This window comes from Gluconobacter sp. P1C6_b, assembly GCF_018811945.1.
GTDB lineage: Bacteria > Pseudomonadota > Alphaproteobacteria > Acetobacterales > Acetobacteraceae > Gluconobacter.
In genome coordinates this window covers 1-509 of the sequence record NZ_JACRVU010000078.1, presented here as the reverse complement: position 1 = coordinate 509, position 509 = coordinate 1, and the positions used below count along the sequence as shown (strand labels likewise).

The following is a 509-nucleotide window of genomic DNA, read 5'->3' as shown; positions in this document are numbered from 1 at the left end:
TCATGGACTGGTTCACGCGCAAGGTCCTGTCCTGGCGTCTGTCGAACACGATGGACGTGGAGTTCTGTATCGAGGCGCTACAGGATGCCCTCATGCGCTATGGCGCCCCGGACATTTTCAATACTGACCAGGGGTCGCAATTTACGACACCCCGTTTCACCGGGATACTGGAAGAGCGTCAGATCCGCATCAGTATGGACGGGCGTGGGCGATGGCTGGATAACGTGTTCATCGAGCGTCTGTGGCGGTCGCTGAAATATGAATGCGTCTACCTGCACGCGTTCGAGACCGGATCAGAGCTGAGGGCCGGGCTTGGCAGATGGATCGCCCATTATAACGAAAGGCGTCCGCATACGGCGCTGGCTGGACGTACGCCCGATGAGGCGTATCATGACGTGCCGACGCCATCTGGTCCGGGGTTAACCCCGGACCAGATGGCCAACAGCAACGCCGTCAGAAGGGCGGCATAACAACAACCGGGTATAGCTTATCAAGCCCGCAAAACTGTC

General features: G+C 58.3%; 1 protein-coding gene. It reads left to right on the top strand.

The window, feature by feature from the left end:
• On the top strand, positions 1 to 470 hold a 470-nt coding region (locus KP701_RS16215; protein WP_215747925.1), incomplete at its 5' end, for an integrase core domain-containing protein.
• Positions 471 to 509: the final 39 nt, after the last annotated feature.